Here is a 26,054-nt window from a genome sequence, read left to right as displayed (position 1 = left end):
CTCATGGCGAACTACACCGCCGCTGACGTCAAGAAGCTCCGCGAGCTCACCGGCGCCGGCATGATGGACTGCAAGAAGGCGCTCGACGAGGCCGACGGCAACGTCGACGCCGCCGTCGAGGCGCTGCGTATCAAGGGCCAGAAGGGCGTCGCCAAGCGCGAGGGCCGTTCCGCCGAGAACGGCGCGGTCGTCTCCCTCGTCTCCGAGGACAAGACCTCCGGCGTTCTGGTCGAGCTGAAGTGCGAGACCGACTTCGTCGCCAAGGGTGACAAGTTCCAGGCCGTCGCCAACGCCCTCGCCGCGCACGTCGCCGCGACCTCCCCGGCCGACATCGAGGCGCTGCTCGCCTCCGAGATCGAGCCCGGCAAGACCGTCCAGGCGTACGTGGACGAGGCCAACGCCAACCTCGGCGAGAAGATCGTCCTGGACCGCTTCGCGCAGTTCCAGGGTGCCTTCGTCTCGGTCTACATGCACCGCACCATGCCCGACCTGCCCCCGCAGATCGGTGTCATGGTCGAGCTGGACAAGGCCGACGCCGACCTGGCCAAGGGCCTCGCCCAGCACATCGCCGCCTTCGCGCCGAAGTACCTCTCCCGCGAGGACGTCCCGGCCGAGGTCGTCGAGGCCGAGCGCCGCGTCGCCGAGGAGACCACCCGCGCCGAGGGCAAGCCCGAGGCCGCCCTCCCGAAGATCGTCGAGGGTCGCGTCAACGGCTTCTTCAAGGAGGCCACCCTCCTCGGCCAGCCGTACGCGCTGGACAACAAGAAGTCGGTCCAGAAGGTTCTGGACGAGGCCGGTGTCACCCTGAAGCGCTTCACGCGTATCAAGGTCGGCATCTGAGTCCGTCCGCGAAAAACGGCGGACCCGGTAGGGTCTGGTGCAGTCGACGGCCGCACACCGCCGTACGACCGCAGATCTGACGAGGAGGCCATTGCCGCAAGGGACACCAGACCCACCGGCAATGGCCTTCTTCGTATGTGCACGAGGAGAATCCCCATGAACAAGGGCGCGGACGCCGCCAAAGACGACGACAAGCGCGAGGACGGCAAGGTGCGCGGACGCTTCATGCTGAAGCTGTCCGGAGAGGCGTTCGCCGGCGGCGGGGGCCTCGGTGTCGACCCCGATGTCGTGCACGCCATCGCCCGGGAGATCGCCGCGGTCGTCCGGGACGGCGCGGAGATCGCGGTCGTCATCGGCGGCGGCAACTTCTTCCGCGGCGCCGAGCTCCAGCAGCGGGGCATGGACCGGGCGCGCTCCGACTACATGGGCATGCTCGGCACCGTGATGAACTGCCTCGCCCTCCAGGACTTCCTGGAGAAGGAGGGCATCGACTCGCGCGTCCAGACCGCCATCACCATGGGCCAGGTCGCGGAGCCGTACATCCCGCTGCGTGCCGTGCGGCACCTGGAGAAGGGCCGCGTCGTGATCTTCGGCGCGGGCATGGGCATGCCCTACTTCTCCACCGACACCACCGCGGCCCAGCGTGCCCTGGAGATCGACGCCGAGGCGCTGCTCATGGGGAAGAACGGTGTGGACGGGGTCTACGACTCCGACCCGAAGACCAACCCCGCCGCGGTGAAGTTCGACGCGCTGGAGTACAGCGAGGTGCTCGCCCGCGACCTCAAGGTCGCCGACGCCACCGCCATCACGCTCTGCCGTGACAACCAGCTGCCGATCCTCGTCTTCGAGCTCACCGCCGCCGGCAATATCGCCCGCGCCGTCAAGGGTGAGAAGATCGGCACGCTCGTGAGCGACCAGGACACCCGCGCCTGACGACCGGCGCGTCCACCGGTGAGGCCCGGTGGAACAGGGGCGCGGGACCGGCCCCGGAAGATGGACAACGGCCTGCCGGTCGGACACCGTGCAGGTGAGAACGCGACGCAGGACCCGCCGGGCCCGCCGGGCCCGTTCAAGACACGCAGGAGCACGTGGTGATCGAAGAAACCCTCCTCGAGGCCGAGGAGAAGATGGAGAAGGCCGTCGTCGTCGCGAAAGAGGACTTCGCCGCGATCCGCACCGGCCGTGCGCACCCGGCGATGTTCAACAAGATCGTCGCCGACTACTACGGTGCGCCGACCCCGATCAACCAGCTGGCCTCGTTCTCGGTGCCCGAGCCCCGCATGGCCGTCGTGACGCCGTTCGACAAGACCGCGCTGCGCAACATCGAGCAGGCCATCCGCGACTCGGATCTGGGCGTCAACCCGAGCAACGACGGCAACATCATCCGGGTCAACTTCCCCGAGCTGACCGAGGAGCGCCGCCGCGACTACATCAAGGTCGCGAAGACCAAGGCGGAGGACTCCAAGATCTCGATCCGGGCCGTCCGCCGCAAGGCCAAGGAAGCCCTCGACAAGCTGGTCAAGGACAAGGAGTCCGGCGAGGACGAGGTGCGCCGCGCCGAGAAGGAGCTCGACGACACCACCGCGAAGTACGTCGCGCAGGTGGACGAGCTGCTGAAGCACAAGGAAGCCGAGCTGCTCGAAGTCTGATGAACGACTCTTCCTGGGGCGCCCCGCAGGGCGCCGGCCACCGGGTCGCGCCGGAGATGCAGGGTGCTGCGGCGGGTCCTGCCTACGATGTGCACGACGCCCAGCAGACTCGGCCCATGCCCATCGTGCCGGACGTTCCCGACGCAGGTAGAGACGCTGAAGACCGTGATCACCGGGACCAGGGGGCCGGACGCCTGAGCGGCGGCCCCCTGTTCCGCGACGAGAAGCCGCAGGAGCCCATGCCGACCGCCCCGCCGCCCCCGCCCCCGCCGCCGCAGAAGAAGCGCGCGGGCCGGGACCTGGGTGCCGCCATAGGGGTCGGTGTGGGGCTCGGCGCGCTGGTCGTCGTCTCGCTCTTCGTCGTCAAGGAAGTCTTCGTCGGCGTCATCGCGCTCGCCGTCGTGGTCGGCCTCTGGGAGCTCACCTCCCGGCTGGAGGAGCGCAAGGGCATCAAGGCGCCCCTCGTGCCGCTCGCCGTCGGCGGCGCCGCCATGGTCGTCGCGGGGTACGCGCGTGGGGCCGAGGGTGCCTGGATCGCCATGGCCCTGACCGCCCTGGCGGTGCTCGTGTGGCGGATGGCGCAGCCGCCCGAGGACTATCTCAGGGATGTCACGGCGGGCATCTTCGCCGCGTTCTACGTGCCCTTCCTGGCCACCTTCGTCGCCCTGCTCCTGACCGCCGACGACGGTCCGCAGCGGGTGCTGACCTTCCTGCTGCTGACCGTGGTCAGCGACACGGGGGCGTACGCGGTCGGCTGGCGGTTCGGCAAGCACAAGCTGGCTCCGCGCATCAGCCCCGGCAAGACCCGCGAGGGCCTGTTCGGGGCGGTCGCCTTCGCCATGGTCGCCGGTGCGCTGTGCATGCAGTTCCTGGTCGACGACGGCTCCTGGTGGCAGGGCCTGCTGCTGGGCCTCGCGGTCGCCGCCAGTGCCACCCTGGGCGACCTGGGCGAGTCCATGATCAAGCGTGACCTCGGCATCAAGGACATGGGCACGCTGCTGCCCGGCCACGGCGGGATCATGGACCGGCTGGACTCCCTGCTGCCGACCGCCCCGGTGGTCTGGCTGCTGCTCGTGCTGTTCGTCGGCTCCGGCTGACCGGCTCCGGCCTGCGGTTTTCCGTGCGAAGGCCCGTCGTCCACAGGGCGGCGGGCCTTCGCCGTTCCGTCTGCGACACTGGAAGAACCATGCCTAAGCCCGGAGAACTCACTTTCGTCGCGCCCCGCGGAGCCAAGAAGCCGCCGCGGCACCTCGCCGACCTCACGCCCGCCGAGCGCAGGGAGGCCGTCGCCGCGATCGGCGAGAAGCCGTTCCGCGCCCAGCAGCTCTCGCAGCACTACTTCGCGCGGTACGCGCACGACCCGGCCGAGTGGACGAACATCCCGGCCGGGTCGCGGGACAAGCTCGCCGAGGCGATGTTCCCCGACCTGATGTCCGTCGTGCGGCACATCAGCTGCGACGACGACACCACCCGCAAGACCCTCTGGAAGCTGCACGACGGGACGCTCGTCGAGTCCGTCCTGATGCGCTACCCGGAGCGGGTCACGATGTGCATCTCCTCGCAGGCCGGATGCGGGATGAACTGCCCGTTCTGCGCGACCGGGCAGGCCGGTCTCGACCGCAACCTGTCGACTGCCGAGATCGTCCACCAGATCGTGGACGGCATGCGGGCCCTGCGCGACGGAGAGGTCCCCGGCGGCCCCGCCCGGCTCTCCAACATCGTGTTCATGGGCATGGGCGAGCCGCTGGCCAACTACAACCGCGTCGTCGGCGCGATCCGCCGGCTGACCGACCCGGAGCCCGACGGCCTCGGCCTCTCGCAGCGCGGGATCACCGTCTCCACCGTCGGCCTGGTGCCCGCGATGCTGCGGTTCGCCGACGAGGGGTTCAAGTGCCGCCTCGCCGTCTCGCTGCACGCCCCGGACGACGAGCTGCGCGACACCCTCGTGCCGGTGAACACCCGGTGGAAGGTGCGCGAGGTGCTCGACGCCGCGTGGGAGTACGCGGAGAAGTCGGGCCGCCGCATCTCCATCGAGTACGCCCTGATCCGCGACATCAACGACCAGGCGTGGCGCGGCGACCTGCTGGGCCGCCTCCTCAAGGGCAAGCGGGTCCACGTCAACCTCATCCCGCTGAACCCGACACCCGGCTCCAAGTGGACCGCCTCGCGGCCCGAGGACGAGCGCGCTTTCGTGGAGGCCATCGCGAGCCACGGCGTGCCGGTCACCGTCCGCGACACCCGGGGCCAGGAGATCGACGGCGCCTGCGGGCAGCTGGCGGCCTCCGAGCGCTGAGGGGGCGGGGTCCCGGACGCCCGGGGCCCCGGCCGAAAACGGCCGTGTAGCCTGGGGCCGAAATCAACTGCATATTCCGACAGGGGAGCGCCACAGCGCTGAGAGTGCGGCACCAAGGACAGGTTGGCCGCAGACCCTCTGAACCTCGCCCGGGTCATTCCGGGTAGGAAGTTCGGACCTTACTCAAGCTGTTGCGCCCTGCCCGCTTCCGGCTCCGGCCGGTGTGCGGGCAGGGCCGCGTCTCTTCCTGGTCACTCCAGGAGGAATCACACATGAGCACCACCAAGAAGGCCGCGGTGGCGGCCGTCGCCGCCGCGCTCGGCGTCACCGCGCTGGCCGGCTGCGGAAGTTCCGACGACTCGGCGTCCGGTTCCGGATCCACCAAGGGCTCGTCCGGTTCCAAGACCGTCACCCTCGTCAGCCACGACTCCTTCAACGCCTCCAAGGACGTGCTGAAGGAGTTCACCCGGGAGACCGGCTACACCGTCAAGGTCCTCAAGAGCGGGGACGCGGGCGCCGCCCTGAACCAGGAGATCCTGACCAAGGGCTCCCCGCGCGGCGACGTGTTCTTCGGCGTCGACAACACCCTGCTCTCGCGCGCCCTGGACAACGGCCTGTTCACCCCGTACGAGGCCAAGGGCCTGGAGCGGGTCCCCGCCGATGTCCAGCTGGACGCGGACAAGCACCGGGTCACCCCGGTCGACACCGGCGACATCTGCGTCAACTACGACAAGAAGTACTTCGCCGACAAGAAGCTCGCGCCGCCGAAGACCTTCGCCGACCTGGCGAAGCCCGCGTACAAGGACCTGCTCGTCACCGAGAACGCCGCGACCTCCTCGCCCGGCCTCGGCTTCCTCCTCGGCACCGTCGCCACCTTCGGCGAGGACGGCTACCAGGACTACTGGAAGAAGCTGAAGGACAACGGCGTCAAGGTCGTGGACGGCTGGGAGCAGGCGTACAACGAGGAGTTCTCCGGCTCGGCCGGCGGCAGGAAGGCCAAGGCCGACCGCCCGCTCGTCGTCAGCTACGCCTCCAGCCCGCCCGTCGAGGTGCTGTACGCGGACCCGCAGCCGAAGACCGCGCCGACCGGGGTCGCCACCGGCACCTGCTTCCGCCAGATCGAGTTCGCCGGTCTCCTGGACGGAGCGAAGAACGAGGCGGGCGGCAAGGCCCTGCTGGACTTCCTGATCGGGAAGAAGTTCCAGGAGGACATGCCGCTCACCATGTTCGTCAGCCCGGTCGCCAAGGACGCGAAGGTGCCCGAGCTCTTCACGAAGTTCGGTGCCACCGCCGAGAACCCGGCGACCGTCGCCCCGGACGCCATCGCCAAGAACCGTGAGCAGTGGGTCCAGTCGTGGTCCTCGCTCGTAGTGAAGTAACGAAGACTCCCGTACGCGGACCGGGCGCGCGCGGGAGATCCGCACGCGCCCGGGCCCGGCGCGGGGCCGCGCTGCGGCTCGGCCTGATGGCCGTGCCCGTCGCGTTCTTCGCCGTGTTCTTCGCCTACCCGGTCGCCGCGATCGTGGGCCGGGGGCTCAAGACGGACGGCGTCTGGCAGTTCGGCCGGTTCGGCGAGGTGCTGGCGCGGCCGGAGATCCGGGACGTCCTGTGGTTCACCCTGTGGCAGGCCCTCGCCTCGACCGCGCTGACCCTGCTGATCGCGCTGCCGGGCGCGTATGTCTTCGCCCGCTTCGACTTCCCCGGCAAGCAGGTTCTGCGGGCCGTCGTCACGGTGCCGTTCGTGCTGCCTACCGTCGTCGTGGGCACCGCATTCCTCGCGATGCTCGGGCGCGGCGGGCTGCTGGACGAGTTGTGGGGCGTACGGCTCGACACCACCGTGTGGGCGATCCTGCTGGCGCACGTCTTCTTCAACTACGCGGTCGTCGTCCGCACCGTCGGGGGCCTCTGGGCGCAGCTCGACCCGCGCCAGGAGGAGGCCGCCCGGGTCCTTGGCGCGAGCCGGTTCAGCGCGTGGCGGCGCGTCACGCTGCCCGCGCTCGCCCCGGCCGTGGCCGCCGCCGCGCTGATGGTCTTCCTGTTCACCTTCACCTCTTTCGGGGTGGTACAGATCCTCGGCGGCCCCGGTTTCTCCACGCTGGAGGTGGAGATCTACCGGCAGACCGCGCAGCTGCTCGCGCTGCCCACGGCCGCCGTGCTGACGCTCGTGCAGTTCGCGGCCGTCGGCGCGATCCTCGCCGTGCACGCCTGGACCGTACGCCGCAGGGAGCGCGCGCTGAAGCTGGTCGATCCGGCGGTGACCGCGCGCAGGCCGCGGGGGGCCGGGCAGTGGACCCTGCTCGCCGGGGTCCTGCTGAGCGTGCTGCTCCTGGTCCTGCTGCCGCTCGCGGTGCTTGTGGAACGGTCGCTGGGCGGTTCCGGTTTCGCCTACTACCGCGCGCTGACCTCGGCGGACGCCAACAGCGGTACGTTCCTGGTCGCGCCGGTCGAGGCCATCGGGAACTCGCTGCGCTACGCCCTGGTCGCGACCTCGATCGCCCTGGTCGTCGGAGGGCTCGCCGCCGCCGCGCTCACCCGGCGGGCGGGCCGGCTGGTCCGGGGCTTCGACGCGCTGCTGATGCTGCCGCTCGGGGTCTCCGCCGTCACCGTGGGCTTCGGCTTTCTCATTACCCTGGACAAGCCGCCGCTGGACCTCCGTACCTCCTGGATCCTGGTGCCGCTCGCCCAGGCGCTGGTCGGGGTGCCTTTCGTCGTTCGGACCATGCTGCCGGTGCTGCGAGCGGTGGACGCGCGGCTGCGCGAGGCCGCGGCGGTGCTCGGAGCCTCGCCGCTGCGGGCCTGGCGCGAGGTGGACTTCCCGCTCGTGCGGCGGGCGCTGCTGGTCGCCGCCGGGTTCGCCTTCGCCGTGTCGCTGGGGGAGTTCGGCGCGACCGTGTTCATCGCGCGGCCCGACAACCCGACGCTGCCGGTGGCGGTGGCCCGCCTGCTCGGCCGGTCCGGGGAGCTCAACTACGGGCAGGCCATGGCCCTCAGCACCGTCCTGATGCTCGTGTGCGCGGTGTCGCTGCTGCTGCTCGAACGTATCCGCACCGACCGATCCGGGGAGTTCTGAGAGATGCTGACGCTCGAATCGGCCACCGTCCGCTTCGGTGACCGGCACGCGCTCGACGGGGTCGATCTGGAGGTCGCCGACCACGAGATCGTCTGCGTCCTCGGGCCGAGCGGCAGCGGCAAGTCCACCCTGCTGCGCCTGGTCGCCGGCCTCCAGGAGCCGGACGGCGGCCGGGTCCTGCTCGACGGGACCGACCAGGACGGCATCCCGGTCCACCGGCGCGGCCTCGGCCTGATGTTCCAGGACCACCAGCTCTTCCCGCACCGGGACGTCGGCGCCAACGTCGCCTTCGGCCTGCGGATGCACGGCGTGGGCCGGGGCGAGCAGGACCGCCGGGTCGCCGAACTCCTGGACCTCGTGGGCCTCCCCGGCGCCGGACGCCGCGCCGTCGCCGCGCTCTCCGGCGGCGAGCAGCAGCGCGTCGCCCTGGCCCGGGCCCTCGCCCCCAGCCCCAGGCTGCTGATGCTCGACGAACCCCTGGGCCAGCTGGACCGCAGCCTGCGCGAACGGCTCGTCGTGGAGCTGCGCGCCCTCTTCGGCCGCCTCGGCACCACCGTGCTCGCCGTCACCCACGACCAGGGCGAGGCGTTCGCGCTGGCCGACCGGGTCGTCGTGATGCGCGAGGGCCGCGTCGCCCAGGTGGGCACCCCGCTGGAGGTGTGGCAGCGCCCCGCCTCCGCCTTCGTGGCCCGGTTCCTGGGCTTCGACAACGTGGTCGAGGCGACCGTCGAGGGGGACGCGGCGGACACGGGCTGGGGCGAGGTCCCGGTGCCCGTCGGCTCACCGCAGGGCGCGTGCGATCTGCTGGTGCGGCCGGCCGGGGTCCGGATCGGCGGGCCGGAGAAGGGGCTGCGCTGCGTCGTGGGCGCACGCACCTTCCGGGGCAGCCATGTCGCCGTGACCCTGCACCCCGAGCGCGGTCCGGTGCTGGAGGCGGAGTGCTCGCTGCGCGGGACCCCGGAGGAGGGTGAGCGCGTGGGCGTCACCTTCGACGCGTCGGAGTGCGTGGTGCTGCCGGCGCTGTTCTGAGGTCAGGCGGCAGGGCGGACCGCTCGGACGAGCGCGCACGGGTCGTCGGCGTGGAAGCGGATGGTGTGGGCCCGTTCCCTCGCGCCGAGCGGGCGGGAGAAGGTGAGCGGCCGGTTCAGCCGCAGGGTCACCGACGTCTGGCTGCCCACGATGAGGTCGAGGACCCCGTCGTCGGAGACGGTGATCAGACGGCCTTCCGGATAGCGCCGGTCGACCCGGGCCGAGGCGACCGCGTCCTGCGGCACGACGAGGTCGAAGAGGGCCCCGTAACGGATCCTCAGCGAGCCGTCGGGACGCACGACGTGCGGCCGGGTGACGCAGGCGGCGTGCAGTGCCAGTACGAGCAGGACGCCGTACAGGTCGAGCACCAGGAACACCCGGTGGACCACCGGCCACGGGATCAGGAGGGCCAGGCCCAGCGTCTCGACGGCCATCACGAAGAGCAGCCCGTACATCATCGCGGTCTGCGGGCCCGTGTACGCGACGGCGAGGTCCCCGGGACGCACACCGTGCGCGCGGCGCCGGACCCACCGCCCCAGGGAGCCGAGGGCGCGCAACTCGTGGAGGACCAGTCGGCGGACCGTCACCGGCACCGCCCGCCGCAGGGCGGCCCGCCGCGCCGTCCGCCGGTCCGCCCCCTCGGCTCGCGCCGCGACGTACAGCGAACGCAGCACCCGGGCCTCCAGCAGCAGCACCGCGAGCATCAGAGCCTCGGCGCCCGCCATGGCCCACCCGGGCGGTCGGACCCCGGCCACCAGGCAGGCCGTCAGCGCCAGTTCTCCGAGCAGCACGGCGGCTGCGGCGATCCGCGTGGTCCGTACGCCGGTCATCCCCGGCCCCTCGCCATGAATGCCTCCATGAGACGGCGCACGACCTCCGCCTGCGCGGGGGCGTACTCGGCGAGCATCGCCTCCTTGAGGCCGGTCACGACCACCCCGTCCGCGGGAATCGCGGCGAACAGCTCCTCGGGGACGGCCGCCATCAGATCGGCGGCCAGCGGGGCGATCCGCGGATCGTCGGCCAGGGCCTCGGCGAGCGCGTCCAGGCGCTCGTACAGTGCGATGACGGCGGGGTCGGTGACCAGCGTCTCGAAGAGCGCGAAGACTTCCCGGCCGCCGCTGCCGGGCGCGTCCATCAGCGTGAGGAATTCGCGGTCCTTGGCCGCGCTCGGCGAATCGGTCCTCGGGGCCTGTGCCAGCAGCGCGGCGAGGGCGGGCGAGGCGGGCCCGGTGGCGCCGGGCGGCTCGGCGAGCAGGGTGCCGAGGCGGCGACGGCGCTCCCGGATGGCTTCCTCCTAGCGGGCCAGGTCCGCGTCGAGTTCCTCCAGCACCTCGGCGAGCTCGCGCCCGGCGTCATCGGTGAGGACGTCGCGCACCTCGTCGAGGCCGAGGCCGAGTTCGGTGAGGCGGCGCACCCGGGCGAGGAGGACGGCATCGCGGACGCTGTAGGCGCGGTAGCCGCTCGGGTTCCGGGAGCAGGCCGACATGGTGGTAGTGCCGGATCGCCCGGGTGGTGAGCCCCACGAGCGCGGCGATCTCTCCGATTCGCATGCCGCCAGTAGAAACCTTGCCGCTGCGTCAAGGTCAAGCGCCGCCACAGAGCGCGGGGCGCACCACGACGCGCGTGCGCGCGGAGCCGCCGCGGGGGCGCGTTGCCGTGTTCAGGCCCCCGACAGGCGGGCAAGGGCGTCAGGCGCCTCCTCCGGCCTGTCGACCAGGGCGATGCGGGCCTCCATCTTCCGGCCGGACGCCAGCGTTTGCAGGAGGGGCCAGGCGGGAAGCTCGCGGGTCCAGTGGTCGTGGTCCACCAGCACCATCGGGACGGGTTCGCCGCGTGACTCGTAGTAGTTCGGGGTGACGCTGTCGAAGATCTCCTGGACGGTCCCGGCCGCACCGGGGAGGAAGATCACGCCCGCGCTCGACCGCGCCAGCAGGCCGTCCTCGCGCAGCGCGTTGGTGAAGTACTTCGCGATGTGCCCGGCGAACGGATTCGGCGGCTCGTGACCGTAGAACCAGGTGGGGATCGACACGGACGGGCCGCCGCCGGGCCAGCGCTCCCGTACCGCGAAGGCCGCCCGCGCCCAGTCGGTGACCGACGGGGTGAAGGACGGCACCGCGCCCAGCATCGCGCACGCCTCGTCCAGCACCGCGTCGTCGTACGGCGCCGCGTACGCCCCCAGGTTGGCCGCCTCCATCGCGCCGGGGCCGCCCCCGGTCGCCACGGTGAGGCCGCCGCGGGCCAGGGTCCTGCCGAGCCGGGCCGCCTCCGCGTAACCCGCGCTGCCCCGGGGCGTCGCGTGGCCGCCCATCACGCCCACCACCCGGGCCCCGGCGAGCACCTCCTCCAGCGCGTCCGAGATCGCGTCGTCGTGGAGCGCCCGGAGCATCGAGGCGAACGCGTCGCCGTCCGACCGGGTCCGCCGGAACCAGTCGTGGGCCAGGGCGTCCGGCGTGGACGCGTAGCCCTTCTGCGCGAGCCCGTCGTAGAGCGCGTCGGGGGTGTACAGCAGGCCCCGGTACGGGTTGAAGGGCAGGCCCGGGACCGGCGGGAAGACGAAGGCCCCGCGCGCCCGGACCTGCTCCTCGGGGCCGGGCTCCATCGGGCAGCCGAGGAACACGGTGCCGGTGGTGTCCGCGGCCAGCAGCGCCGCGCTCCGCTCCGTCAGGTCCACCGACTGCACGCGGCGCCCGGCCAGCGAACCGGCGGCCACCGCCGCGTCGAACTCGGCCTGCGACTCGATCTCGTCGCCATGGGCGCTCTGGTGCTCGTCCGGGCTCTCCACGCGCCTCATGCTACGAAATGCTCATCCGATACGGGCGGGCACCCGGAAACGCGAGGAACCGGCCGGGCCCGTGCCCGGCCGGTTCCTCGCGTGCGGCCGCGCTCAGGGCGTCAGCGGCAGCGCGGCCAGCTCGGCGATCGCCCAGGTGAGCGGGGCGAAGAGGACCAGCAGCGCCACCGCGCGCAACGCGGTCGCCGCGCGCAGCGCCGCGGCCGGGGCCCCGAGCCGCAGGAGCGCCCTGGCCGTCTCGGCGCGGGCCTGGCGGGCTTCCAGGGCCGAGGTCAGCAGCGTCGCCGTGGTGCAGCCGACGACGAGCACCGCGCCCAGGGCCGTGAGCGGGCCGAACGGCCGGGGCCCGGACCCGTACAGCGCGAAGGCGGCGATGACCGCCGACAGGACCGCGCAGACGATGCCGAGCGGGCGGCCGATCCGGCGCGCCTCGTCCATGAGGACCCGGCCGGCCAGCAGGCGTACGGCCCCGGGCCGGACCGTCTGGAGGAGTCTGCCGCACACATACGTCAGCCCCGGGCCCGCCGTGGCCAGGCCGATCGCCGTGAGCGTCCAGCCGACGAGCACCGAGGCCGGGGTGGAGTCCAGCTTGCCCGGGAGCGGGAAGGGGCTGCCGGCCGTGCCCCGGCTCGCGTACGCCTCGACTGCGAGACCGGCGGCGGTCAGGGCCACCCCCCAGGGCAGCCCGCCCGGCGGTGCGGCGGGTCCGGGGATCTCCTCGGCGGGCACCAGGTCGCCCCCGTCGTCCGTATCGCGCGCCGCCCCAGCGGGCCGCCCGCGCAGCGCCAGCGCACTGGCCGTGGCGGCCGCCACCGGCACCAGGGCCAGCAGGACCAGCACGGCGGCGACGGGCAGCGACGCGTCCGCGCCGAGCAGGTCGGCGGCGGCACCGTCGAACGGCAGCCCGGACAGGTCGCCGCGCAGGTGCAGGAAGAACAGCAGCGCCACCGCGGAGCCGAGGGTGCACGAGACGGCGGTGGAGACCGCGGCGAGCACGCTGAGCTTCACCGGGCCGAGGCCCACGGCGGACAGCCCGCTGCGCGGCCGGGTGCTCGGGTCCGTACGGGCCACCGCGACGGCGAACTGCACGGTCGCCGCCAGCGGGACGAAGCACCACAGCAGCCGCAGCACCGCACCTGCCGAGTGCGGGTGCGCGGCGGTGTAGCCCAAGGTGCACAGGAGCAGGAAGCCGACCCCGGCGGAGGCGGCCGCGACCAGCAGCCGCCGCATCAGGACCAGCGGATGGGAACCGCGGGCTAGACGGAGAGCGAGCACGCCGCGCGCCCCTCCGGATCGGCTTCGGCGGGCAGGCCGACCGTGGAGACCCGGCGCCCGTCGAGCAGGGGCACCATACGGTCGGCGAGTGCGGCGATCTCGGCGTCGTGCGTGGCGAGCACCACCGTGATCCCGTGCGAGCGGGCGGCGCTGGTCAGGGTCCGCAGGACGTGCGTGCGGTCCGTGCGGTGCAGCGTCGCGGTCGGTTCGTCGGCGAAGATCACCGAGGGCCCGGCGGCCAGCGCGCGGGCCACCGCGATCCGCTGCCGCTGGCTCTGCTGGAGGGCGTGCGGGCGCTTCTTGGCGTACGGGCCGATGTCCAGGCGCTCCAGCCACTCCATGGCGGCCTTCCGGGCCTCCCGGTGCGAGGCGCCGCGCAGCAGCAGCGGCAGGGCGGTGTTCTCCCAGGTGTTCAGCTCCGGGACGAGCTGCGGCTCGGGCGCGATCCAGCCGAACTTGTCGCGGCGCAGCCGCTCGCGCAGCCTCGGCCCCATCGTGTGCACGGGCACGCTGTTGAACCAGACCTCGCCCTGCTCCGGCACCAGCTGGCCGGAGAGGCAGTGCAGCAGTGTCGTCTTGCCGCTGCCGCGCGGTCCGGTCACCGCGAGGATCTCGCCGTCGCGGATGCCCAGGGAGACCCCGCCGAGCGCGGGTGAGCCGTTGTGGGAGTGCTGCAGGGAACGTGCCCAGATCACATCGTTGTCCGGCGGGGCCACCATGGCGTACACCTCGGTTCAGATCAGATATCCCGTCCCCGTACGGGGGAACGAAGAGGGGGCCGATCGGTCACTCGGCACCGTAAGGATTCGGATCGCGGTGAGCGGACAGCACGCGGCCCGGGCCCGTCTCTTGCCACTCGATCGGCCGCATCCGAGCCGCTCCGGGCGCCGGGAGACGCCTTGCCCGGCACAGCACAACGGCGCCCGACTACGCTGGTCGTCTCACCCATTGGACATACACGAGGAGGGGTGGCCGTGACCGCCGAGGTACGCCGTCTGCGCAACTACATCAACGGGGAGTTCCGGGACGCCGCCGACGGGCGGACGATCGACGTGGTCAACCCGGTGACCGAGGAGGTCTACGCGACCTCGCCGCTCTCCGGCCCCGCCGACGTCGACGCCGCGATGGCCGCCGCCGCGGCCGCGTTCCCCGCCTGGCGGGACGCCACACCGGCGGAGCGCCAGCGCGCCCTGCTCAAGGTCGCGGACGCGTTCGAGGAGCGGGCCGAGGACCTCATCGCCGCCGAGTCCGAGAACACCGGCAAGCCGATCGGGCTGACCCGCACCGAAGAGATCCCGCCGATGGTGGACCAGATCCGCTTCTTCGCGGGCGCCGCCCGGCTCCTGGAGGGGCGCTCGGCCGGTGAGTACATGGAGGGCCTGACCTCCATCGTGCGGCGCGAGCCGGTCGGTGTCTGCGCACAGGTCGCGCCGTGGAACTACCCGATGATGATGGCCGTCTGGAAGTTCGCCCCGGCGCTCGCCGCGGGCAACACCGTCGTCATCAAGCCGTCCGACACCACGCCCGCCTCGACCGTGCTGATCGCCGAGATCATCGGGCAGATCCTGCCCAAGGGCGTCTTCAACGTCATCTGCGGCGACCGCGACACCGGCCGCGCGATGGTCGAGCACCGGACCCCGGCGATGGCCTCCATCACCGGCTCGGTGCGGGCCGGCATGCAGGTCGCCGAGTCGGCCGCGAAGGACGTCAAGCGGGTCCACCTGGAGCTCGGCGGCAAGGCGCCCGTGGTCGTCTTCGAGGACACCGACCTCGCCAAGGCCGTCGAGGACATCTCGGTCGCGGGCTACTTCAACGCGGGCCAGGACTGCACGGCCGCCACGCGCGTGCTCGTCCACGAGTCCATCCACGACGAGTTCGTCACCGCGCTCGCCAAGGCCGCCGCCGACACGAAGACCGGCCTGCCGGACGACGAGGACGTGCTCTACGGCCCGCTCAACAACGCCAACCAGCTGGCCCAGGTCAGCGGCTTCATCGAGCGCCTTCCCGCCCACGCCCGGGTCGAGGCGGGCGGCCACCGGGTCGGTGACAGGGGCTACTTCTACGCCCCGACCGTCGTCTCCGGGCTCAAGCAGGACGACGAGATCATCCAGCACGAGGTCTTCGGCCCGGTCATCACGGTCCAGTCGTTCCGCGACGAGGCGCAGGCCGTGGAGTGGGCGAACGGCGTCGAGTACGCCCTCGCCTCCTCGGTGTGGACGAAGGACCACGCGCGCGCCATGCGGATGTCCAAGAACCTGGACTTCGGCTGCGTCTGGATCAACACCCACATCCCGCTGGTCGCCGAGATGCCGCACGGCGGTTTCAAGAAGTCCGGATACGGCAAGGACCTCTCGGCCTACGGCTTCGAGGACTACACGCGCATCAAGCACGTGATGACGTCCATCGAGGGCTGAGCGACCCCCGGGGACCCGTGCGAACCAGCCGGTTCGCACGGGTCCTCGGGCCTGTCCGCGCTCTGGCGGGGGCGGCGTAAAGACGCGGTAAATGCGGGCGTACGCTGCGGACATGAGCGAGCAACGCGCCTTGCGAAGGCGTATACGCGTGTGGTTGGTCGTCTTCATCGCCTGTCTGGTTCTGAGCGGGCTGACCGCCTTCCCGCTCGTCCACGAACTGCGCTGGACCGAGGATCTGCTGACGTCCTCGGCCTCTCCCGTCCCCGAGCACTACCCGGCCCTGCTGGACTGGATCACCCGCGTCCGCACCGGCCTCGACGAGGCCGACGCCCGGTACCCCTTCGTGCTGTACGGCACCGACTGGCTGGCCTTCGCCCACCTGGTCATCGCGGTCGCCTTCTACGGGCCCTTCCGCGACCCGGTCCGCAACATCTGGGTCATCGAGTTCGGCATGATCGCCTGCGCCGGGATCATCCCGCTCGCGCTGATCTGCGGCCCGATCCGCGACATCCCCTTCTGGTGGTCCGTCATCGACATGTCGTTCGGCGTCTTCGGGGCGATCCCGCTGCTGATCGTGCACCGCAGGATCAAGCGCCTGGAGGCCCTGGAAAGGACCCCGGTGGCGGAGCCGGTGGCCGCCTGACTCAGCCGGCCGAGGGTGCCCCGAAGACCGTGCCGACCACCCCCATGACCAGGGAGTTGTCCCCCTCGGCCTTCGCGTTCGTGGAGTTGATGCTGTAGACGAGCGTGCGGGAGAGATCGCGCGTGGCGCCGATTCCCGCGTTGTAGCCCCAGCGGCCGCCGGTCTTGCCCCAGACCTGGCGGCCGCCCAGCTTCCAGGTGGACAGACCGGCGCTGAGCGAGGGCGCCCTGCCGCTCACGAAGTCGAGCACCGAGGGGTCCGGCAGCGTGAACATCTCCTCCAGCAGCGGACCGCGTACCACCCGGCCCTGGAACAGTGCGGTCAGGAAGCGCTCCAGATCGGCGGTGGTGGAGATGATGTCCCCGGCCGCCCAGCCGTCGGTCGCGCTCCACACACTGACGTCCCGCAGACCGGTGGTGCCGTCCTCCAGCCTCATGCGCTGGTACCCATGGTTGTGCGGTCCGTGGATACGCGGGTCGGAACCGGGGAACGACGTGCCGCGCAGACCCAGCGGGGCCAGGACGCGCCGGGAGACCTCCGCCGCGTAGTCGTGCCCGGTGACCTTCTCGATCAGCAGCCCGGCCACCGTGTAGTTGATGTTGAGGTAGTGCTGCCGCGTCCCCGCCGGGAACTCGCGCTCCTTGGCCGTGGCCGACGCGACGAGCTCCCGCGCGTCGAATCGGTGGAAGCGGTTGGCGTACCACTCCTCCACCGTGTCACCCGGGAAGTCGGCCGACGGCAGCCCGCTGGTGTGGTTCAGCAACTGGCGTACGGTGACCGCCCCGTACGTCGCGGGGATCAGCTCCGGCAGGTAGGAGCGCACCGGCCGGTCCAGGCTCAGCCTCCGCTCGGCAGCGAGCTGGAGCACGGTCGCGGCGGTGAAGACCTTGGTCACCGAACCTGCCCGGAACCGCGCGTCCGGGTCCGCCGGCCGCTTCGTCACCAGGTCGTGGACCCCGGCGGAACCCCGCCACGCGCCCTCGGCGCCGCCCACCCGGATCAGGGCGGCTGTCGCCCCCTCGTCGGGGAGCCCGGCGATGAGGTCGCTCAGCGCCCCGATGTCCGTGCCGGCCCCCGCCGGGGCGGTGGCGTGCGCCGGGGTGCCCGTCGCGAGGGCCGGGCCTGCGGTGCCCGTTGCGAGACCGGCCACCAGGGCGGCGGCGAGGACGGTACGGCGGATGCGGGCGTTCATCGTGATGCCTCCAGGCAGGGAGATCCGTGGCGGCGAAGTCCCGTCGACCGCGCCGTCGTTGATCCCATCCTGCGGACCGGGAGGCCCTTCGCGGATCACCGGAGCGGGGGGTTCCCGGCGGGCTCGTTCCTCCCCCGCGCGGGGGAGGAGGACGGTGGTGCTCCCTCCGGCGAGGGAGTGACGAGCCCGGTCTCGTAGGCGCAGATGACGGCCTGGACGCGGTCGCGCAGGCCCAGTTTGGACAGCACGTTGCCCACATGCGTCTTCACCGTGTGGTCGCTGACCACCATCGCCGCCGCGATCTCCGCGTTGGACTGCCCGTGCGCCAGATGCAGCAGCGTCTCGCGCTCCCGGGCCGTGAGCACGCCGAGCCGCCGCTCGTCCGGAACCGCCGCCGCCCGCGCCGGGCGCGAGGTGTACTCGGCGATGAGCAGCCGCGCCACCGAGGGCGCCAGCAGCGAGTCGCCCGCCGCCACCACGCGCACCGCGTGCACGAGGTCGTCCCGGCGGACGTCCTTGAGCAGAAAGCCGCTCGCTCCGGCGTGCAGCGCCTCGTACACGTACGCGTCGGAGTCGAACGTCGTCAGCATGACCGTCCGGCAGGCGGTCCGGGCGCTGATCTCGCGGCAGGCGCCGATGCCGTCGAGCACGGGCATCCGGATGTCCAGCAGGGCCACGTCCGGCTCCAGCCGGCGCACCGCGTCCACCGCCTGCGCCCCGTCGCCCGCCTCGGCCACCACCTCGATGTCCGGCTGGGCGTCCAGGATCATCGCGAAACCGCTGCGGACCAGCTCCTGGTCGTCCGCCACCACGACACGGATCGTCAACTGCCCACCTCCGCCGAGGACGTTACCGGCTCCAGCGGCAGCGTCACGTCGACCCGGAACCCCCGCCCGTCCGGGCCCGGACCGCTACGGGCGCTGCCGCCGTGCGCCGCGGCCCGCTCCCGGATGCCGATCAGGCCGTGTCCGGTGCCCGGGTCCACCCCCGGGCCGCCGCCGTCGTCGGTCACCGAGACGGTCAGGCTGCTCCTCCCGTACGCCAGCAGGACGCCGGCCTCGGAGGCCGCGGCGTGCTTGACCGTGTTGGTCAGGGCCTCCTGCACGATCCGGAACACGGCGCTGTCGGTGTCCCGGGGCAGCGGGCGCTCCGGACCGGTCACCGTGTGGGCCACCGCCAGGCCGCTGGAGCGTACGCGCTCGACCAGCGCCGGGAGTCCGGCCAGAGCCGGCTGCGGGGAGCGGGGTGCCCCGGGCCCCTGCTCGCTGTCGCGCAGCACGCCGAGCATCCGGCGCAGCTGGACCATCGCGTCCCTGCCGGTCTCCGAGATCGCGTCGAACGCCGCCTCGGCCCGCTCCGGAGCCGTACGGACCGCCACCGGGCCCGCCTCCGCCTGCACGATCATCAGGCTCACCGCGTGCGACAGGATGTCGTGCATCTCCCGGGCGATCCGGGCCCGTTCGCGGGCCGCCGCCTGCTCGGCCTCGATCCGGCGGGTGACCTCCAGCTGCCGCGCCCGGTCCTCGACGGCCCTGGTGTACGCCTGGCGGGTGTCCGTGAACCGGCCGAACCCGTACGCCGCCGTGAACACCATCAGGGAGAAGACCAGCTCCCTGGCCTCGCCCGTGTTGGACGCGACCGAGGGGAAGACGAAGGCCAGGGTGAGCGCCCCGCAGAGCCGGCGCGCCGGTGCCGGGGCGTAGGCCGCGACGCTGTAGAGGGCGACGAGACCCGTGTACGGCAGCGTCTGCCCCGGGCCGTCGACCGCCAGCCCGTACAGGCTCTGCGCCACGACCACCGCCAGCAGTACCCGCACCGGGGCCCGGCGCCGCCACAGCAGCGGAAGCACGGTCAGAGTGGTCAGCAGATACGCGGACACCGTCGCGGGTTCGAGGCGCGGGTCGCGGGGGAGCACCCACGGGACCGACACCGCCGCCTGCACCACCAGCACCACACCGATGTCGGTCACCCGGGGCCCCGGGCCGCCGGCCTCCCGCAGCCTCCGCCAGGCGGTACGGGGGCGTATCACGGTCTTCTCCCGGCGGTCCGCCGGTCGATCAGCTTGCGGAGCACGTCGATCCGGTTGGTGGTGACGGAGTCCACGCCATGGCCCAGCAGCCGGCGCATCGTCCGGCCGGTGTCGGCGGTCCAGGCCGAGACCAGCAGCCCGTCGCGGTGGTTCCGGTCCGTCAGCTCCCGGCTGACCAGTCCGAACCGGTAGTTCAGCCAGCGCGGCCGGACCGCATCGAGCAGCGCCGCGCGCGGCGGAGCGAGCGTCGTCCACGTCATCGCGATCTCGGCGGACGGGTCGGCCGCCCGCACCCGCAGCATCGCCTCGGGCCCCGCGCAGTAGTACACGCGCTCGCCGGCCCCGCACTCCCGGACCACGCCCACCGTGCGCTTCACCGACTCCGGCGTGGCGCCCGGCAGGTCGATCATCACGCGGTGCGCGCCGACGGCGAGCAGCGCCTCGCGCAGCGTCGGCACCCCGCCCGCCGTCAGCTCGGTCAGCTCCTGGTGGCCGAGCCGGTCCAGCCGCAGGTCGTGGCCCCAGAGCCGGTCCAGTGTGGCGTCGTGCAGCAGGACCGGCACCCCGTCGCGGGTGACCCGGACATCGATCTCCACCGCGTCCGCTCCGCGTTCGAGCGCGGAGCGGATCGAGGGGAGGGTGTTCTCGCGGGCGCGGTACGGATCGCCGCGATGCGCGACGGCGGTGACAGGCGTGGGCGTGGGCATGCGGCCATTGTCACCGCCGGTGCGTCAGCGTCCTGCGCGGGTCAGCCAGTTGGCGGTGTACGTGTCGATCTCGTCGGTCAGCGTGCGCTTGCCGGCCGGGTCCAGGAAGGACGCCTCGACGGCGTTCTTCGCGAGCGCGGCCAGGCCGTGTTCGTCCAGACCGAGGATGCGTGCGGCCACCGCGTACTCGTTGTTGAGGTCGGTGCCGAACATGGGCGGGTCGTCGCTGTTGATCGTGACCAGCACCCCGGCCTGGACCATCTCGCGCACCGGGTGCTGCTCGATGTCCTTCACCGCCCGGGTCGCGATGTTGGACGTGGGGCAGACCTCCAGGGCGATGCGCCGCTCGGCGAGGTGGTCGAGCAGCTTGGGGTCGGCGACCGAGCTGGTGCCGTGGCCGATGCGCTCGGCGCGCAGCTCGGTCAGCGCGTCCCAGACGGTCTGCGGGCCCGTGGTCTCCCCGGCGTGCGGCACCGAGTGCAGGCCCTCGGCGATCGCCCGGTCGAAGTACGGCTTGAACTGCGGGCGGTCCACGCCGATCTCCGGGCCGCCGAGGCCGAACGACACCAGCCCCTCCGGCCGCAGGTCCACCGCGAGCCGGGTGGTCTCCTCGGCGGCCTCCAGACCGGCCTCACCGGGGATGTCGAAGCACCAGCGCAGCACGACGCCGAGCTCCCGCTCGGCCGCCTTGCGGGCGTCCTCGATCGCCTCCATGAACCCCTGCTCGGGAATGCCGCGACGGGTCGAGGAGAACGGGGTGACCGTCAGCTCCGCGTACCGGATGTTCTGCCGGGCCATGTCCCGGGCGACCTCGTACGTCAGCAGCCGGACGTCCTCCGGGGTGCGGATCAGGTCCACGACCGACAGGTAGACGTCGATGAAGTGGCCGAAGTCGGTGAACGTGAAGTAGTCGGCCAGCGCCTCGGGGGCGGTGGGGACCTTGGAGTCGGGGTGGTGCGCGGCCAGCTCCGCGACGATGCGGGGGGAGGCCGAACCGACGTGGTGGACATGGAGCTCGGCCTTGGGCAGCCCCGCGATGAAGGGGTGCAGGTCGGTCATCGGGGCCTCCGTGGGCGTGGAGTGTGACGGGCCCCGGCCGTGGGGCGACCGGGGCGGGGACGGGAGCCATCGTAGGACGGGCCCGTAGCATGACCGCATCACGATGGGGGAGGCCCATGTCGGACAACACAGGTCAGCCCGCGGACGGGGCCGCGCCGATCGATCCCTGGGCACCGCCGGAGCGGCGCACGCCCCGCGACAGCCCGGCGCCTCCGGGCGGCGCCGAGCCCTCGGACGGCCCGGCGGCCGCGGCCGGCCGCGTGCCCCTGGACAAGAAGCCCGGCGCCGGGACCCCCGGCCCCGGTGCCCCGGCCGGCGCCGGACCCGGGGACGGCATACCCGCCGACGGCATATCCGTCGATCCGCGGCCGCCCGCCGTGCACGACCAGCAGACGGTCACCTCCATGCCGGGCCTGGGCACGGGACCTGTCCCGACCGCCGGAGCCGGCACACCGCAGACCGGGCCCGCCGGATGGGCCGCCCCCGGAACGCCCGGAGCCGTTCCCCCGCCCCCCGTCGGGCCGAACGGCCCCGGCCAGGCCGGACCACCGCTCCAGGACGGCTTCCCGGGCGCCCAGCCGCAGTACGGCTACCCCGGGCCGCAGACCCCCGGTTACGGCTACCCGGGCGCCCAGCCCCCGCAGTTCGGCTACCCCGCGGCGCAGCCGCCGCAGTACGGCTACCCGGGCTACCCCGGTTACGGGAATCCCTGGGGAGGCCCGGCGCCCGCCAACGGGATGGGCATCGCCGCCCTGGTGCTCGGCATCATCGCGACGGCCGGCTTCTGCATGTACGGCGTGGGCATCATCCTCGGCATCCTCGCGCTGATCTTCGGCATCATCGGCCGCGGCCGCGCCCAGCGGGGCGAGGCCGACAACGGGGGCGTGGCGCTGGCCGGGATCATCCTCGGCTCCGTCGGGATCGTCGTCAGCGCCGCCTTCCTCGGCTTCTTCATCTGGCTCGTGACCAACGACAAGTTCGATGACGAGGACAGCGGGTCGGACTACGAGCCCGCGCCCGTCTCCCTCGTGGCCGAGGCGCGCGAGCAACCGCCGCTGGGCCACTTCTCCGTACGGGCCTGAGCGAACCGGGACCACGGCTCGCGGGGCGACGGGAGACACCTCCGCCGCCCCGCGAGCCGCCTCATATCGACCCGGCCGCGCCCCGCAGCTCCTCCCGGGCCGCCATCAGCGCGAACCCCAGCAGATTGAGTCCGCGCCACTTCGCCGGGTCCTGGGCGCGCGGGTCGTCCGCGGCGAGCCCGATGCCCCAGATCCGGTCCATGGGGCTCGCCTCCACCAGCACCCGGTTTCCGGTGCCGAGCAGGAACGCGCCCAGCGCCGGATCCTGGCCGAACTTGTGCACGCTGCCCGCCACGACCAGGCCGTACCGCTCGCGCTGCCAGACGGCGTCGTCGAAGCCCCGGACCAGCCGGCCGGTCTTCTTCGCCTCGGCGGGGCTTTTCGCCGCGAGCGCCCGCTCCGCCGCCTCGGCGTCACCGAACAGCCGGGCCTTGCCCGCCATCATCCAGTGCTCCGCCGACGCGTAGGTCACGCCGTCGACCGTGAACGGCGAAGGCCACCACTGGCTGAGGCAGCTCGCGCCGATGCTGCCGTCCGGCCGCGGCCGGTGCCCCCAGAAGTGCAGGTACTTCACCCTCTCGCCGCGACCGGCCAGCTCGATCAGGTCCTCGACACCGCGCACGTCCCCCATGTGTTCCATGCTCCGGAGTCTGCCACCCGCCACTGACAACGGGTTCACGTGACCCAGATCACTACCGATGAGTAGCCGAACCCGCGTCATGAACCGGCCCGGGCCCGCTCTCTCCCGTGAACGCGCCCGGCCGCCCGGCCGGCGCGACACGGACTACGGAGGCGGGCCATGAAGGGCTCGGAGGTCAGGGCAGCGGTCGAGTGGCTGGCGTCGGCGGCGCCCGACCCGGTCGCCTGCCGGTGGGACTGGGAGCGCGATCCGCGGGGGATCGCGCTCCTGCCCGCCGGCCGGCGCTGGGACGTGCTGATCCTGCCGGGGGAGCTGGGCTATCCCACGCTCGACGTGCTCACCCGGCTCATCGCCCGGCCGGGACCGGTCCTCGCGGACTTCGGCGAGTCCCGGATGGGGTTCTTCGTCCCGCCGGGCACCGTTGCCCGCTGGGTCGGCACGGGCATCCGGGGGGCCGGGCGCGGCACGTGGATCGTCGTTCCGCACCCGGGCCGCCCGGCCGGAAAGGTGCGCTGGCTCGTCCCGCCCGACGGCTCGGGCACCCTCACCGACGCCACGCTCCTGGAGCTCGCGATGCACGAGGCGGCGGCAGGCCCGGCGGGCGGCGAGGAGGCCTGACGCTGCCAGAGGTCTTGACAACCCGATTGGTCTGGACCATGTTGTGCGCGCCGCATCAATTCCCCGCGCCGCACCAATTCCCCCCTGTACGGAGGCCGTTGTGGAACGCACAAGACCCCCCGCCCGCATGACCGGACTTGTGGCCGCCTTCTCGGCCGCCCTCCTCGCCGCAGGCGGTCTCGCCGCCTCGGCGCCCACCGCCGCCGCGGCCGACGCCGAGATGGCGAGCAACGGCACCTTCGAGGCCGGGCTGACCGGCTGGAACTGCTCCGGCGGCAGCGGAACGGCCGTCAGCACCCCCGTACACGGCGGGACTTCGGCGCTGAAGGCCACCCCGGCCGGGAGCGACAACGCGCGGTGCTCCCAGTCCGTGAAGGTCAAGCCCGGCTCCACCTACACGCTGAGCGCCTGGGTGCAGGGCAGTTACGTCTACCTCGGCGCCTCGGGCACCGGCACGACCGACGTCTCCACCTGGACGCAGTCCGCCCCCGGCTGGCAGAAGCTGACGACCACCTTCACGACCGGGCCGTCCACCACCTCGGTCGGCATCTACACGCACGGCTGGTACGGCACCCCGGCCTACTACGCCGACGACATCAGCCTGATCGGCCCCGGCGGCGACCCGGTCGTGCTCCCCTCCGCGCCCACGGGCCTCAAGACCGGTACGGTCACCTCCTCCTCGGTCGCCCTCTCCTGGGCGGGCTCCTCAGGGGCCACCGGCTACAACGTCTACCAGGGCGGCACCAAGGTCCAGAGCGTCACGGGGACCTCGGCCACGGTGACCGGGCTCAGCGCCTCCACCGCGTACAGCTTCCAGGTCAGTGCCGTCAACGAGGCGGGCGAGTCCGCCAAGTCGGCCGCGGTGTCGGCCACCACCGGCAAGGGAAGCGACGGCGGTACCGGCACCCAGCTGCCGGCCCACGCGCTCGTCGGCTATCTGCATTCCAGCTTCGCCAACGGCTCCGGCTACACGCGCATGGCGGACGTGCCGGACTCCTGGGACGTCATCGACCTGGCCTTCGGCGAGCCGACCTCCGTCACCTCGGGCGACATCCGCTTCAAGCTCTGCCCGGTCACCGAGTGCCCGAACGTCGAGTCGGAGGCCGAGTTCAAGGCGGCCATCAAGGCCAAGCAGGCCGCCGGCAAGAAGGTCCTGATCTCCATCGGCGGCCAGAACGGCCAGGTGCAGCTCGCCACCACCGCCGCCCGGGACATGTTCGTCTCCTCGGTCGGCAAGATCATCGACGAGTACGGCCTCGACGGCCTGGACATCGACTTCGAGGGCCACTCCCTCTCGCTGAACACCGGGGACACCGACTTCCGGAACCCCACCACCCCGGTGATCGTCAACCTGATCTCGGCGGTGAAGACCCTCAAGGCCAAGTACGGCGACAAGTTCGTCCTCACCATGGCCCCGGAGACCTTCTTCGTCCAGCTCGGGTACCAGTACTACGGCTCCGGCCCCTGGGGCGGTCAGGACCCGCGCGCCGGTGCCTACCTGCCGGTGATCCACGCGCTGCGCGACGACCTCACGCTGCTGCACGTCCAGGACTACAACTCGGGCTCCATCATGGGTCTGGACAACCAGTACCACTCCATGGGCGGCGCCGACTTCCACATCGCGATGACCGACATGCTGCTGGCCGGCTTCCCCGTCGCCGGTGACCAGACGAAGGTCTTCCCCGGACTGCGCCCCGACCAGGTGGCGATCGGCCTCCCGGCCTCCACCCAGGCGGGCAACGGACACACCTCGCCCACCGAGGTGACCAAGGCGCTCAACTGCCTCACCAAGAAGACCGACTGCGGCTCCTACGCCACCCACGGCACCTGGTCGGGCCTGCGCGGCCTGATGACCTGGTCCATCAACTGGGACCGCTTCAACAACTGGGAGTTCTCGAAGAACTTCGACGCCTACTTCGGCTGACCACCCCGTACAACAGCAGGAGCGGCAGCCCGCACAGGAACCAGCTGCCCAGCACATCCAGCGGCCAGTGATAGCCGCGGAGCACCAGGCCGATGCCCGTCGCCACCGTCAGCAGGACGGCGGCGACGGGCATCATCCACGCGTGACGCCCCCGCCCGGCCAGCAGCAGCGCCGAAGCCCCGTACGCCACCGCCGCCGTCGCCGCGTGCCCCGACGGGTAGTAGCCGGTGGCCTCCGTCAGTGGGCCGGGCCGGGCGACCCAGTCCTTCAGCGGTACGACGAGCAGCGGCACCGCCGCCATCGCGAGGACCGCGCCCAGCGCCTCCCACCGCCGCCCGCGCAGCAGCGACCAGCCGATCGCACAGGCCAGCACGGGAAGGGCGACCTGCATATTGCCGAGATCGGCGAGGAATTCCGTGAGCCACCGGGGCCCGAGGCCGACGACGGACCGCCCGGCGCGTTCATCGAGGCCGCGCACGGGGCCGTCGGCGGCGATCTGCCAGGTGGTCAGCGCGAAGAGGGCCGACAGGCCCGACACCAGGGAAACGAAAAAAGCCGTCCGCCCCGGAACTGGGGGGGTTGTTCCGGAGCGGACGAGTGGACCGGTTTGCCGCGCGCCCCGGGGGGTGTGGGGCGGGCGGCCATCCGATCGGTGAGGAGTTCCGGAGCGTGATGCCCCAGTGGTGTGCGCGAAGGCACGCCCGGGACGGTGCTGGGGAAGCCCCGACCCGGATTCACCCGCAGTCCCCTGCGAGCGGGGTGTTTCTCTCATCTGCGAAAACCGTACGTCAGGCGGAGG

General features: G+C 72.3%; 24 protein-coding genes and 1 pseudogene. 13 read left to right on the top strand and 12 right to left on the bottom strand.

The annotated features are described in order from the left end of the window. Positions 1 to 3: 3 nt before the first annotated feature. The 8 genes from tsf (at position 4) to ACZ6C6_RS32325 (ending at position 8,881) form a co-directional block, all read left to right on the top strand. Positions 4 to 840 (top strand): translation elongation factor Ts, encoded by an 837-nt coding sequence (gene tsf / locus ACZ6C6_RS32360; protein WP_018102373.1) that lies wholly within the window; start codon positions 4 to 6, stop codon positions 838 to 840. 156 nt (positions 841 to 996) lie between these two features. Next, complete coding sequence (pyrH, locus tag ACZ6C6_RS32355) at positions 997 to 1,773, top strand: UMP kinase (protein WP_469208063.1); 777 nt, start codon at positions 997 to 999, stop codon at positions 1,771 to 1,773. 158 nt (positions 1,774 to 1,931) lie between these two features. Continuing rightward, positions 1,932 to 2,489 carry a ribosome recycling factor gene (gene frr, locus ACZ6C6_RS32350; protein WP_018102371.1) on the top strand — a complete coding sequence of 186 codons (558 nt, stop codon included), beginning with the start codon at positions 1,932 to 1,934 and terminating at the stop codon, positions 2,487 to 2,489. Next, positions 2,489 to 3,586 (top strand): phosphatidate cytidylyltransferase, encoded by a 1,098-nt coding sequence (locus tag ACZ6C6_RS32345; protein WP_469208060.1) that lies wholly within the window; start codon positions 2,489 to 2,491, stop codon positions 3,584 to 3,586. The genes frr and ACZ6C6_RS32345 overlap by 1 nt, the downstream gene beginning before the upstream one ends. Positions 3,587 to 3,675: 89 nt before the next feature. Beyond that, the gene (gene rlmN / locus ACZ6C6_RS32340) at positions 3,676 to 4,782 is read left to right on the top strand and encodes a dual-specificity RNA methyltransferase RlmN (RefSeq protein WP_164401695.1); all 1,107 of its coding nucleotides are present in this window, start codon (positions 3,676 to 3,678) and stop codon (positions 4,780 to 4,782) included. Between the two features lie 272 nt (positions 4,783 to 5,054). Further along, on the top strand, positions 5,055 to 6,161 hold the full coding sequence (locus ACZ6C6_RS32335; protein ID WP_469208058.1) for a thiamine ABC transporter substrate-binding protein: 1,107 nt from the start codon (positions 5,055 to 5,057) through the stop codon (positions 6,159 to 6,161). An 86-nt stretch (positions 6,162 to 6,247) separates the two neighbouring features. Continuing rightward, the gene (locus tag ACZ6C6_RS32330; protein WP_469208056.1) at positions 6,248 to 7,852 is read left to right on the top strand and encodes an ABC transporter permease; all 1,605 of its coding nucleotides are present in this window, start codon (positions 6,248 to 6,250) and stop codon (positions 7,850 to 7,852) included. Positions 7,853 to 7,855: 3 nt separating this feature from the next. After that, the gene (locus tag ACZ6C6_RS32325) at positions 7,856 to 8,881 is read left to right on the top strand and encodes an ABC transporter ATP-binding protein (RefSeq protein ID WP_469208054.1); all 1,026 of its coding nucleotides are present in this window, start codon (positions 7,856 to 7,858) and stop codon (positions 8,879 to 8,881) included. Between the two features lie 2 nt (positions 8,882 to 8,883). Here ACZ6C6_RS32325 and ACZ6C6_RS32320 read toward each other — a convergent pair whose 3' ends face one another. From ACZ6C6_RS32320 to ACZ6C6_RS32300, 5 genes and pseudogenes are all read right to left on the bottom strand, one after another. After that, on the bottom strand, positions 8,884 to 9,711 hold the full coding sequence (locus tag ACZ6C6_RS32320; protein WP_469208052.1) for a hypothetical protein: 828 nt from the start codon (positions 9,709 to 9,711) through the stop codon (positions 8,884 to 8,886). Then, positions 9,708 to 10,431 (bottom strand): annotated as a pseudogene (locus ACZ6C6_RS32315) (MerR family transcriptional regulator). Before ACZ6C6_RS32315 ends, ACZ6C6_RS32320 begins: the two are co-directional and overlap by 4 nt. Before the next feature lie 110 nt (positions 10,432 to 10,541). Further along, positions 10,542 to 11,672 (bottom strand): LOG family protein, encoded by a 1,131-nt coding sequence (locus ACZ6C6_RS32310; RefSeq protein ID WP_469208050.1) that lies wholly within the window; start codon positions 11,670 to 11,672, stop codon positions 10,542 to 10,544. Positions 11,673 to 11,765: 93 nt separating this feature from the next. Then, entirely contained in the window at positions 11,766 to 12,947 is a 1,182-nt protein-coding gene (locus tag ACZ6C6_RS32305; protein ID WP_469208048.1) for a hypothetical protein, read from the bottom strand. Continuing rightward, positions 12,929 to 13,666, bottom strand: coding sequence for an ABC transporter ATP-binding protein (locus tag ACZ6C6_RS32300; RefSeq protein WP_469208046.1), 738 nt, complete (start codon positions 13,664 to 13,666; stop codon positions 12,929 to 12,931). The genes ACZ6C6_RS32305 and ACZ6C6_RS32300 overlap by 19 nt, the downstream gene beginning before the upstream one ends. A gap of 255 nt (positions 13,667 to 13,921) precedes the next feature. Between ACZ6C6_RS32300 and ACZ6C6_RS32295 the strand changes: the two genes are divergently transcribed. Continuing rightward, the gene (locus ACZ6C6_RS32295; RefSeq protein WP_469208044.1) at positions 13,922 to 15,361 is read left to right on the top strand and encodes a gamma-aminobutyraldehyde dehydrogenase; all 1,440 of its coding nucleotides are present in this window, start codon (positions 13,922 to 13,924) and stop codon (positions 15,359 to 15,361) included. 112 nt (positions 15,362 to 15,473) lie between these two features. After that, on the top strand, positions 15,474 to 16,004 hold the full coding sequence (locus ACZ6C6_RS32290) for a hypothetical protein (protein WP_469208042.1): 531 nt from the start codon (positions 15,474 to 15,476) through the stop codon (positions 16,002 to 16,004). A 1-nt stretch (position 16,005) separates the two neighbouring features. Here the strand turns inward: ACZ6C6_RS32290 and ACZ6C6_RS32285 are convergent, their stop codons facing one another. The 5 genes from ACZ6C6_RS32285 to ACZ6C6_RS32265 all read right to left on the bottom strand — a co-directional run bounded on the left by ACZ6C6_RS32285 (position 16,006) and on the right by ACZ6C6_RS32265 (position 20,991). After that, positions 16,006 to 17,196, bottom strand: coding sequence for a serine hydrolase domain-containing protein (locus ACZ6C6_RS32285; protein ID WP_469208040.1), 1,191 nt, complete (start codon positions 17,194 to 17,196; stop codon positions 16,006 to 16,008). Between the two features lie 95 nt (positions 17,197 to 17,291). Next, positions 17,292 to 18,023, bottom strand: coding sequence for a response regulator (locus ACZ6C6_RS32280; protein WP_469208038.1), 732 nt, complete (start codon positions 18,021 to 18,023; stop codon positions 17,292 to 17,294). Beyond that, positions 18,020 to 19,165 carry a sensor histidine kinase gene (locus ACZ6C6_RS32275; protein ID WP_469208199.1) on the bottom strand — a complete coding sequence of 382 codons (1,146 nt, stop codon included), beginning with the start codon at positions 19,163 to 19,165 and terminating at the stop codon, positions 18,020 to 18,022. The genes ACZ6C6_RS32280 and ACZ6C6_RS32275 overlap by 4 nt, the downstream gene beginning before the upstream one ends. Positions 19,166 to 19,221: 56 nt before the next feature. Beyond that, a complete protein-coding gene (locus ACZ6C6_RS32270) occupies positions 19,222 to 19,932 on the bottom strand; it encodes a glycerophosphodiester phosphodiesterase (RefSeq protein WP_469208036.1) in 711 nt (236 codons plus the stop codon). A 24-nt stretch (positions 19,933 to 19,956) separates the two neighbouring features. Then, a complete protein-coding gene (locus ACZ6C6_RS32265) occupies positions 19,957 to 20,991 on the bottom strand; it encodes an adenosine deaminase (RefSeq protein ID WP_469208034.1) in 1,035 nt (344 codons plus the stop codon). 260 nt (positions 20,992 to 21,251) lie between these two features. Between ACZ6C6_RS32265 and ACZ6C6_RS32260 the strand changes: the two genes are divergently transcribed. Further along, the gene (locus ACZ6C6_RS32260) at positions 21,252 to 22,073 is read left to right on the top strand and encodes a DUF4190 domain-containing protein (protein ID WP_469208197.1); all 822 of its coding nucleotides are present in this window, start codon (positions 21,252 to 21,254) and stop codon (positions 22,071 to 22,073) included. A 61-nt stretch (positions 22,074 to 22,134) separates the two neighbouring features. Here the strand turns inward: ACZ6C6_RS32260 and ACZ6C6_RS32255 are convergent, their stop codons facing one another. Then, positions 22,135 to 22,704, bottom strand: a complete 570-nt coding sequence (locus ACZ6C6_RS32255; RefSeq protein WP_469208195.1) for an NADAR family protein — start codon at positions 22,702 to 22,704, stop codon at positions 22,135 to 22,137. Positions 22,705 to 22,872: 168 nt separating this feature from the next. Between ACZ6C6_RS32255 and ACZ6C6_RS32250 the strand changes: the two genes are divergently transcribed. Together ACZ6C6_RS32250 and ACZ6C6_RS32245 are read left to right on the top strand one after the other, a co-directional pair. Continuing rightward, on the top strand, positions 22,873 to 23,331 hold the full coding sequence (locus ACZ6C6_RS32250) for a bifunctional DNA primase/polymerase (protein WP_469208032.1): 459 nt from the start codon (positions 22,873 to 22,875) through the stop codon (positions 23,329 to 23,331). A gap of 100 nt (positions 23,332 to 23,431) precedes the next feature. After that, positions 23,432 to 25,255, top strand: coding sequence for a chitinase (locus ACZ6C6_RS32245; protein WP_469208030.1), 1,824 nt, complete (start codon positions 23,432 to 23,434; stop codon positions 25,253 to 25,255). Here the strand turns inward: ACZ6C6_RS32245 and ACZ6C6_RS32240 are convergent. Further along, positions 25,209 to 26,027, bottom strand: a complete 819-nt coding sequence (locus ACZ6C6_RS32240) for a phosphatase PAP2 family protein (protein ID WP_469208028.1) — start codon at positions 26,025 to 26,027, stop codon at positions 25,209 to 25,211. The genes ACZ6C6_RS32245 and ACZ6C6_RS32240 overlap by 47 nt on opposite strands. Positions 26,028 to 26,054: the final 27 nt, after the last annotated feature.

It is taken from the genome of Streptomyces sp. NPDC041814, from assembly GCF_055590565.1.
The sequence above is the reverse complement of the archived record's forward strand: the minus strand, read 5'-3'. Positions and strand labels throughout refer to the sequence as shown.

Coding starts and splice junctions, on each gene's coding strand:
- tsf (WP_018102373.1), top strand. CDS start 4: ATGGCGAACTACACCGCCGCTGACGTCAAGAAGCTCCGCGAGCTCACC.
- pyrH (WP_469208063.1), top strand. CDS start 997: ATGAACAAGGGCGCGGACGCCGCCAAAGACGACGACAAGCGCGAGGAC.
- ACZ6C6_RS32345 (WP_469208060.1), top strand. CDS start 2,489: ATGAACGACTCTTCCTGGGGCGCCCCGCAGGGCGCCGGCCACCGGGTC.
- rlmN (WP_164401695.1), top strand. CDS start 3,676: ATGCCTAAGCCCGGAGAACTCACTTTCGTCGCGCCCCGCGGAGCCAAG.
- ACZ6C6_RS32335 (WP_469208058.1), top strand. CDS start 5,055: ATGAGCACCACCAAGAAGGCCGCGGTGGCGGCCGTCGCCGCCGCGCTC.
- ACZ6C6_RS32330 (WP_469208056.1), top strand. CDS start 6,248: ATGGCCGTGCCCGTCGCGTTCTTCGCCGTGTTCTTCGCCTACCCGGTC.
- ACZ6C6_RS32325 (WP_469208054.1), top strand. CDS start 7,856: ATGCTGACGCTCGAATCGGCCACCGTCCGCTTCGGTGACCGGCACGCG.
- ACZ6C6_RS32320 (WP_469208052.1), bottom strand. CDS start 9,711: ATGACCGGCGTACGGACCACGCGGATCGCCGCAGCCGCCGTGCTGCTC.
- ACZ6C6_RS32310 (WP_469208050.1), bottom strand. CDS start 11,672: ATGAGGCGCGTGGAGAGCCCGGACGAGCACCAGAGCGCCCATGGCGAC.
- ACZ6C6_RS32300 (WP_469208046.1), bottom strand. CDS start 13,666: ATGGTGGCCCCGCCGGACAACGATGTGATCTGGGCACGTTCCCTGCAG.
- ACZ6C6_RS32290 (WP_469208042.1), top strand. CDS start 15,474: ATGAGCGAGCAACGCGCCTTGCGAAGGCGTATACGCGTGTGGTTGGTC.
- ACZ6C6_RS32285 (WP_469208040.1), bottom strand. CDS start 17,196: ATGAACGCCCGCATCCGCCGTACCGTCCTCGCCGCCGCCCTGGTGGCC.
- ACZ6C6_RS32270 (WP_469208036.1), bottom strand. CDS start 19,932: ATGCCCACGCCCACGCCTGTCACCGCCGTCGCGCATCGCGGCGATCCG.
- ACZ6C6_RS32265 (WP_469208034.1), bottom strand. CDS start 20,991: ATGACCGACCTGCACCCCTTCATCGCGGGGCTGCCCAAGGCCGAGCTC.
- ACZ6C6_RS32255 (WP_469208195.1), bottom strand. CDS start 22,704: ATGGGGGACGTGCGCGGTGTCGAGGACCTGATCGAGCTGGCCGGTCGC.
- ACZ6C6_RS32250 (WP_469208032.1), top strand. CDS start 22,873: ATGAAGGGCTCGGAGGTCAGGGCAGCGGTCGAGTGGCTGGCGTCGGCG.
- ACZ6C6_RS32240 (WP_469208028.1), bottom strand. CDS start 26,027: ATGAGAGAAACACCCCGCTCGCAGGGGACTGCGGGTGAATCCGGGTCG.